Origin of the sequence: Leptolyngbya sp. PCC 6406 (assembly GCF_000332095.2) — a bacterium.
In the GTDB taxonomy this organism is placed as follows: Bacteria; Cyanobacteriota; Cyanobacteriia; order Phormidesmidales; family Phormidesmidaceae; genus PCC-6406.
Genome location: NZ_KI913949.1, coordinates 1470473 through 1477185 on the forward strand (window position 1 = coordinate 1470473; position 6713 = coordinate 1477185).

Genomic DNA, 6713 nt, shown 5'->3' on the forward strand with positions numbered 1-6713 from the left:
GGGAGTGGTGCAGTTGGGTTTCCAGTCCATTGGGCGGCTACGCAGCGATGCCAACCTCAAATTTCTCTATGATGGCCCCCAGAAGCGGCGGGGTAACCGCCGTCGCTATGGCGACAAGGTGAATCTGGCCGACCCCAGTCGCTTCACGTTCGTCGAGACCCTAGAAAATGGGGTCTCTCTCTACACGGCTGTCGTCTGGTCGGTCTCTCTCAAGCGCCGCATCCGCTTAGCCTATCTGCTGAAAGAGCAGGACGGACGGCAGAGTTATGTCGTCCTCTTCTCCACCGACATTGACATTGACCCCATCCATCTCTATCGCTGCTACGCTGCTCGGTTTCAAATTGAATTCATCTTCCGCGATGCCCGTCAATTCACAGGACTAGCGGACTGCCAGGCCCGGTCTCCCGAGGCGCTCGACTCCCATGTCAATGCCAGCTTGATGGCCCTCAATTTGGCCAAAGCAGCACTGCAATCTACTCAATCGGGAGCTGAATCCGCTGAACCTGTCAGCTTCTCCATGGCCTCTTTCAAACGGCAAGCCCTCAATCAACATCTTCTCGACCTATTTACGGCCATGTTCGACCTAGAGCCAACTTTGATTAAATCCCACCCCAACTACCAGAGCCTCCTAAATTACGGGGCTATAGCCGCCTAAGCTGGAGCTATAGCCGCCTAAATCTGTCCGAAGTGTTGTTCAAAAGGTTCAACTATGGATAACTTGAATCCTGAAATCCTTGGAAGAATTCGATTGCCCACACCTCCAAAAGTTGAGCAGGAAATGATTTTGGAGCAAGTCGAGAAAATTTCTGAGCAATATGACAGCCTGACAAACCTTGCCTGCCAACAAGTTGCACTCCTCCAAGAACGCCGCTCTGCTCTGATCTCCGCTGCGGTGACAGGCAAGATCGATGTCCGAGGCTGGCAAGCCCCCGCCAGCGCTGCCCCTGCCCCCACCCTAGAGCCCGTCCATGGCTGACATGCGCTTTGATATTGCCACCCCTCTCGGCTTTAGTGTCAGAACCACCAACGCCTATTGGCAAACCCTCATCATCAAGCATCCCGATATTGCCAGTCTCGAAGACCTGGTACACCAAGCCTTGCAAGCCCCCGACGAAATCCGCCAGAGCAGTCGAGACGAGGGGATCTTGCTGTTTTATTGCCTGCGGAGACCCCAGCGCTGGGTGGTTGCCGTTGCTCGGCGCTTAAATGGAGAAGGGTTTCTCATTACGGCCTATCAAACCGATGCCATCAAAGAAGGAGTCGTGCTATGGCCCAAATAAAAGTCTTTTATGAACCAGAGATGGAACTGCTGACCGTCTTTTGGCAAAGCCCCCGCCCTAATCAACTCTGTACCGAGCTAGGGAATGGCATCATTTTGATTAAAGATGCCGATAGCGGCGAACCCATCGGCATGGAACTGCTGGCTTACAAACCTGGCGACGCCCGGTTTGACTCCGTTAACGTTGAAATTGGCACCGCTCAGTCTGCCGCCTAGCAAACCCTGGCATCGTGCCAACGTTCTCGCTCCTCCAAGAACGCCGCTCACCCTGATCTCCGCTGCCGTGACGGGAAAGATCGATGTCCGAAGCTGGCAAGCCCCCGCCAGCGCTGCCCCTGCCCCCACCCTAGAGCCCGTCCATAGCTGACCACCCAGTCAGGTTACCGACTGCGGCGGGGCCAGTCGCTATGATCCCACTAGATGTTTTGAGGTGAACGCCATGATCAAAACCCTCTGGGCTACAGTTCGACAGGGAAAAATAGAGCTAATCGACTCGACCGAGCTACCCGAAGGTACCAGGGTACTCGTCACTCTATTTCCCGACGATGAAGCCGAATTTTGGCTACAGGCTAGCCAAAATTCGCTCAACGCAGTCTGGAACAACGCCGAGGATGACGTGTATTCCCAGCTACTCTAAATACGACGTTATTTTGGTGCGATATCCATTCTCTGATTTATCAAGCTCAAAGGTTAGACCTGCCGTTGTCGTTAGCTCAACACATCCATCCCAAGACCTTTTAATTACCCCCTTAACGAGTAAAAGTGGGATGCACCCATCGACACCTTACGAGCCCAACGCGCTGCATATTTTGAATAATCCTAGTCATGACAACCCGCGAACAAATTCAACAAGACATCCAGACCCTGCCCCAAGAGGCTCTTGACTTGGTGGCACAATTCGTTCAGCTACTCAAAAAAGGGAGCCTTGTGTCCTCCGAAACTCCCTCTGTCACAGAATCATCCCCTACCTCCGACATTGCAGATTGGTCTGACCTCATCGGCTGTGTAGAGGCTGAAGAAGATCTATCAGTTAATTACAAGACCTATCTGGCAGAGGGGTGGGCACAAAAATATGGTAATCACTGATACTGGCTTTTGGTTAGCCCTGGCTAACAAACGCGATGATATGCACCAACAGGCCAAGATCAGGTTTGCTGAATTCAAACAAGAAGGCTTCATCACGACCTGGTGTGTGATTACAGAAACCTGCTACCTCTTACAGCAAAGAGTTGGCACTGATGCCCCCAAGGCTTTTCTGAACAAGGTTTCCGTCAGTGCGCTGCAAGTATTTGACTTAACTCAGGAGCACTGCCCTCGCGTCATCCAGCTCATGGATCAATACCGCGATTTACCGATGGACTTGGCGGATGCATCCCTGGTTATCCTGGCCGAGCATCTGGGCCATGGGCGCATCCTTTCCGTCGATCAGCGCGACTTCAACACCTATCGCTGGACAAACACACAGCCCTTTCAAAATCTGCTGCTCTAGATTAAAGAGTTAATACAGGGGTGCGCCGGATCACTTTCCTTCCACATTGGGAACGCTAAAAATGCTGTAGGTTGGGCCTAGCCCATCGCATACGAGAGAGTCCCAGAACCGCAGCACATCTGACCCGCCCCCGTGGAAGCCCCATGGCCGACAGTAAAGAACTCGCCTTCCAGCAAGATATTCTCAACGCCCTGGCGGCCCAGGGCTGGCTCGTCGGCACCGCCGCAGGCTACAACCCCACCACCGCCCTCTACACCGAAGACCTTCTAGCCTACTTTCAAACCGCTTGGCCCGATCGCTGGCAAAAACTCTGCAAAGCTAACCCCAGCGACCCCGCCAGCGTGCTGATTCAAAAAACTGTCCGCGCCCTAGAGCACAGCGGCACCCTCGATGTGCTGCGCCACGGCTATAAACTCCCCGGCGTCAAAGTCGAGCTGTGCAGCTTTAAGCCCGACCACGCCATGAACCCCGACACCCAGGCCCGCTACCAGGCCAACCGCCTGCGCGTCGTGCCCGAAGTCTCCTACTCGCCCCATGCCCGACCCGGCCCAGACTCCAGCAACAGCTACAACCCCCGCCTTGATCTAGTGCTATTCGTCAACGGCATCCCCACCGCCACCCTCGAACTCAAGAGCGAGTTCAAACAATCCCTCGAAAACGCCAAACGCCAGTATTGCCAAGACCGGCCCACCAAAGACCCCCTCACCCGCAAAGCCGAACCCCTGCTGACCTTTAAGCGCGGTGCCCTGGTTCACTTTGCCGTCAGCCAGCAAGAAGTGGCTATGACCACTAAATTAGCGGGTAAAGATACCTTTTTCTTGCCCTTTAACCAGGGCAGTGCCGATGGCGGTGCCGGGAATCCATCCCCTGCTGACGAAAATTCCTACGCCACCAGCTATCTATGGGAACAACTGTTTCAGCCCGATGCTTGGCTCAAGGTGCTGGGTCGCTTCCTGCACCTTGAGCAGAAACCCATCGAACACTTCGACGGCACCCGCACCACCAAAGAGACCCTAATCTTCCCCCGCTACCACCAGTGGCAAGTGGTCAACCGTCTGATCGACGCCACCCGCCGCGAAGGAGTGGGGCAGCGGTATTTGGTTCAGCACAGTGCCGGGTCGGGTAAGTCCAACTCCATCGCCTGGGTCGCCCACCAGCTCGCTGCCCTCTACGCCGATACCGATGATGAGGCGGGCAATAAGCTGTTTAGCTCGGTCATCGTCATCACCGATCGCACCATCCTCGACAGCCAGTTGCAAGACACCATTTACCAGTTTGAGCACGCCCAGGGTGTGGTCGTGCCCATTACCCGCGATGGCACCAGCCAAAGCAAATCTGAGCAACTGGCGGAGGCTCTGGCCGCCCAAACCCGGATTATTATCGTGACCATCCAGACCTTTCCGGCCCTGTTTGATGCGCTGGATAAATACCCGGCCCTGGCCAGTGGCCGCTATGCCGTCATCGCCGACGAGGCCCACTCCTCCCAGACCGGCTCCGCCGCCAGCAAACTCAAAGCCATTTTGGCCAGGGAAACGAGCGGCGACGGGGCCGACCCGGAGGCAATTAGCGCCGAAGACCTGATGGATGCTGCTGTGCAGGCCCGTGGCCCCAACGATCGCATCAGCTACTATGCCTTTACCGCCACGCCCAAAGCCAAAACCTTAGAGCTGTTTGGCCGTCCGCCCAATCCCCAGCAGCCCGCCAGTGCCGACAACAAGCCCGAACCCTTTCATCTCTATTCCATGCGGCAGGCGATCGAAGAGGGCTTTATTCTCGATGTGCTGCTGAACTACACCACCTACGCCACCGCCTGGAAGATTGCCCATCCTGCCTCTGACGAGACAGCGGTAGATGAGGAAGTTGACTCTAAAAAAGCCCGCACCAAGCTGGCCCGCTGGGTGCGTTTGCATCCCTACAACATCAGCCAAAAAGTTGAGGTGATTGTCGAGCACTTTCGGGAGCATGTGCGGCACCGACTCAATGGTCAGGCCAAGGCCATGGTGGTTACTGGCAGCCGTCAAGAAGCGGTGCGCTACCAGTTGGCCCTCAAAGCCTACATCCAAGAAAAAGGCTATGGCGACGTGCATCCCCTGGTGGCGTTTTCTGGGCAAGTACCGCCGGACAACGTCATCCCCGAAGAGGTGTCTGAGACCAGCAGTTGGCTGAATCCTGACCTGAACGGGCGCGACCTGGCCAAAGCTTTTGATACCGATGACTACAACGTCTTAATTGTGGCCAACAAATATCAAACTGGCTTCGATCAGCCCAAGCTCTGCGCCATGTATGTAGACAAAAAACTGCATGGCGTGGACTGTGTGCAAACCCTGTCGCGCCTCAACCGCATCTTTCTCGGCAAAGCCACCTTCATCCTCGACTTCTTTAACGATTCCCAGGACATCCTCGACGCTTTTTTGCCCTATTACAACCGGGCTGAACTAGCGGACGTGTCCGACCCGCAGATTCTCTACGACCTGCAAACCACCCTCGATGGCGAAGGTATCTACCACTGGCAGGAGGTAGAAGCCTTTGCCCTGGCCTTTTTTGACTCCAAGGCCGCCAATGCCAAACTCAAGTACCATTGTCAGCCCGCTGTCGATCGCTTTAAGCAGCGCTACAAGCTAGGGGAAACCGCTCGCCGCCAAGCCCTAGAGCAGAAACGCGCCGCCACCACCCACGGCAACAGCGCCGCTATGAAACAGGCGGAGTCTGAGTTAAAAGCCGCAGGGGAACAACTTGACCAGCTCGACCTGTTCAAAAAGAATCTCCAGAGCTTTGTGCGGCTGTACGAGTTTCTCTCCCAAATCGTCGATTACGAAGACCGGGAGCTAGAACAGCTTTGTGTCTATGCTAAGCACCTCTATCCCCTGCTGCGCCGTGATCGTCTTGATCAAGAAGATGTTGATATCTCTGAGCTGGCGCTGACCCATTATCGGCTGACAAAGCGAGCAGAACAGCAGTTGCGGCTGGCGGACAACCAAGGGCAGTATCCTCTCAAACCGGGGAGCGCGATCGGCACTGGCCAAGCCCATGATCCTGAAAAACAGCGCCTCTCGGCAATCATTCAGGCCCTCAACGAGCTGTTTGGCGCAGAGGTCAGTGATGACGACCAGGTTAAGTTCCTGAATGATATTGCTGATCGCGTCAGCCGCCAGGAGGATGTGATGGCTCAGATCAATAACCATACGCCGGAGCAGGTGATGCACGGCTTGTTTCCTAAACGAGTGCTGGATATGGTGCTCGATGCGATGACCGACTATGAGAAGCTCTCTCTAGAAGTGCTGGATAATGCGAAATCAGGGCATCAGTTTGCTCTGTTGGTGCTGAAAATCGTGACCGCTGCTAACCGCCCGTTGCGGCAGAAGAGTGATATTGATGTGATATGCAGCTAGTGGAGAAAGACCGTAAGGATGTAGGTTTGTGCCCGTGCGTAGCAGGATGAAAAGGAATTCCTTGTAGGAAGCCTATTTCAGCTAACCCCTGTTACCTGTCATCCCCTGCATTGGGTGCGGAAGCCGCGCCCCTACCCACCCTAAGCCCTATGCCAAAGGGCAGGGATTGCCCCAACGGGAAATTGAATTCAAAATTCAAAATTCCCCCAATACCCCAACACCCCAACACCCCAATACCCCAATACCAATCACCCGGCGACCAGGTAGGGCGGGTTTTGAGCCTCCCATTTGGGATTTCCCAGTAGACACAAGCTAAACCCGCCCCCACGGTTCTTCCCTGTCACCTGTCACCTGCCACTCCCTGCATTGGGCGCGGAAACCGCGCCCCTACGGGAAATTCAATTCAAAACTCAAAACTCAAAACTCAAAACTCCTGCCACCCCATCACCCCATCACCCCATCACTCCCCCACTCCCCCACATCGGTCACCCGCCACAAGGGCAAGCATCCTATGCCCTCCGGTCAGACTCCGCCCTAGCGTAGCCATGCCGGAGGC

8 protein-coding genes are annotated in these 6713 nt (G+C 55.2%); all 8 read left to right on the forward strand.

Annotation, left to right across the window (positions count from 1 at the left end; translation table 11 throughout):
* Positions 1-655 (forward strand): transposase (locus tag LEP6406_RS26880; RefSeq protein WP_155834780.1); only part of this gene is annotated, 655 nt, incomplete at its 5' end.
* A 93-nt stretch (positions 656-748) separates the two neighbouring features.
* Positions 749-976 (forward strand): restriction endonuclease subunit S domain-containing protein, encoded by a 228-nt coding sequence (locus tag LEP6406_RS35450; protein ID WP_263971142.1) that lies wholly within the window; start codon positions 749-751, stop codon positions 974-976.
* Positions 969-1280: a hypothetical protein gene (locus LEP6406_RS0206740; RefSeq protein ID WP_008316594.1), complete on the forward strand. Its 312-nt coding sequence runs from the start codon at positions 969-971 to the stop codon at positions 1278-1280. Before LEP6406_RS35450 ends, LEP6406_RS0206740 begins: the two co-directional genes overlap by 8 nt.
* Entirely contained in the window at positions 1268-1495 is a 228-nt protein-coding gene (locus LEP6406_RS0206745) for a hypothetical protein (RefSeq protein ID WP_008316595.1), read from the forward strand. Before LEP6406_RS0206740 ends, LEP6406_RS0206745 begins: the two co-directional genes overlap by 13 nt.
* Positions 1496-1718: 223 nt before the next feature.
* The gene (locus LEP6406_RS0206750) at positions 1719-1916 is read left to right on the forward strand and encodes a hypothetical protein (protein ID WP_008316596.1); all 198 of its coding nucleotides are present in this window, start codon (positions 1719-1721) and stop codon (positions 1914-1916) included.
* Positions 1917-2104: 188 nt separating this feature from the next.
* Complete coding sequence (locus LEP6406_RS0206755) at positions 2105-2365, forward strand: hypothetical protein (RefSeq protein ID WP_008316597.1); 261 nt, start codon at positions 2105-2107, stop codon at positions 2363-2365.
* A complete protein-coding gene (locus LEP6406_RS0206760; RefSeq protein ID WP_008316598.1) occupies positions 2352-2768 on the forward strand; it encodes a type II toxin-antitoxin system VapC family toxin in 417 nt (138 codons plus the stop codon). Before LEP6406_RS0206755 ends, LEP6406_RS0206760 begins: the two co-directional genes overlap by 14 nt.
* Positions 2769-2911: 143 nt before the next feature.
* Positions 2912-6157 (forward strand): type I restriction endonuclease subunit R, encoded by a 3246-nt coding sequence (locus LEP6406_RS0206765; protein ID WP_008316599.1) that lies wholly within the window; start codon positions 2912-2914, stop codon positions 6155-6157.
* Positions 6158-6713 lie beyond the last annotated feature (556 nt).

Excerpts from the sequence above, each read along its gene's own strand:
- LEP6406_RS0206740 (WP_008316594.1), top strand. The coding sequence starts at position 969 with ATGGCTGACATGCGCTTTGATATTGCCACCCCTCTCGGCTTTAGTGTC.
- LEP6406_RS0206745 (WP_008316595.1), top strand. The coding sequence starts at position 1,268 with ATGGCCCAAATAAAAGTCTTTTATGAACCAGAGATGGAACTGCTGACC.
- LEP6406_RS0206750 (WP_008316596.1), top strand. The coding sequence starts at position 1,719 with ATGATCAAAACCCTCTGGGCTACAGTTCGACAGGGAAAAATAGAGCTA.
- LEP6406_RS0206755 (WP_008316597.1), top strand. The coding sequence starts at position 2,105 with ATGACAACCCGCGAACAAATTCAACAAGACATCCAGACCCTGCCCCAA.
- LEP6406_RS0206760 (WP_008316598.1), top strand. The coding sequence starts at position 2,352 with ATGGTAATCACTGATACTGGCTTTTGGTTAGCCCTGGCTAACAAACGC.
- LEP6406_RS0206765 (WP_008316599.1), top strand. The coding sequence starts at position 2,912 with ATGGCCGACAGTAAAGAACTCGCCTTCCAGCAAGATATTCTCAACGCC.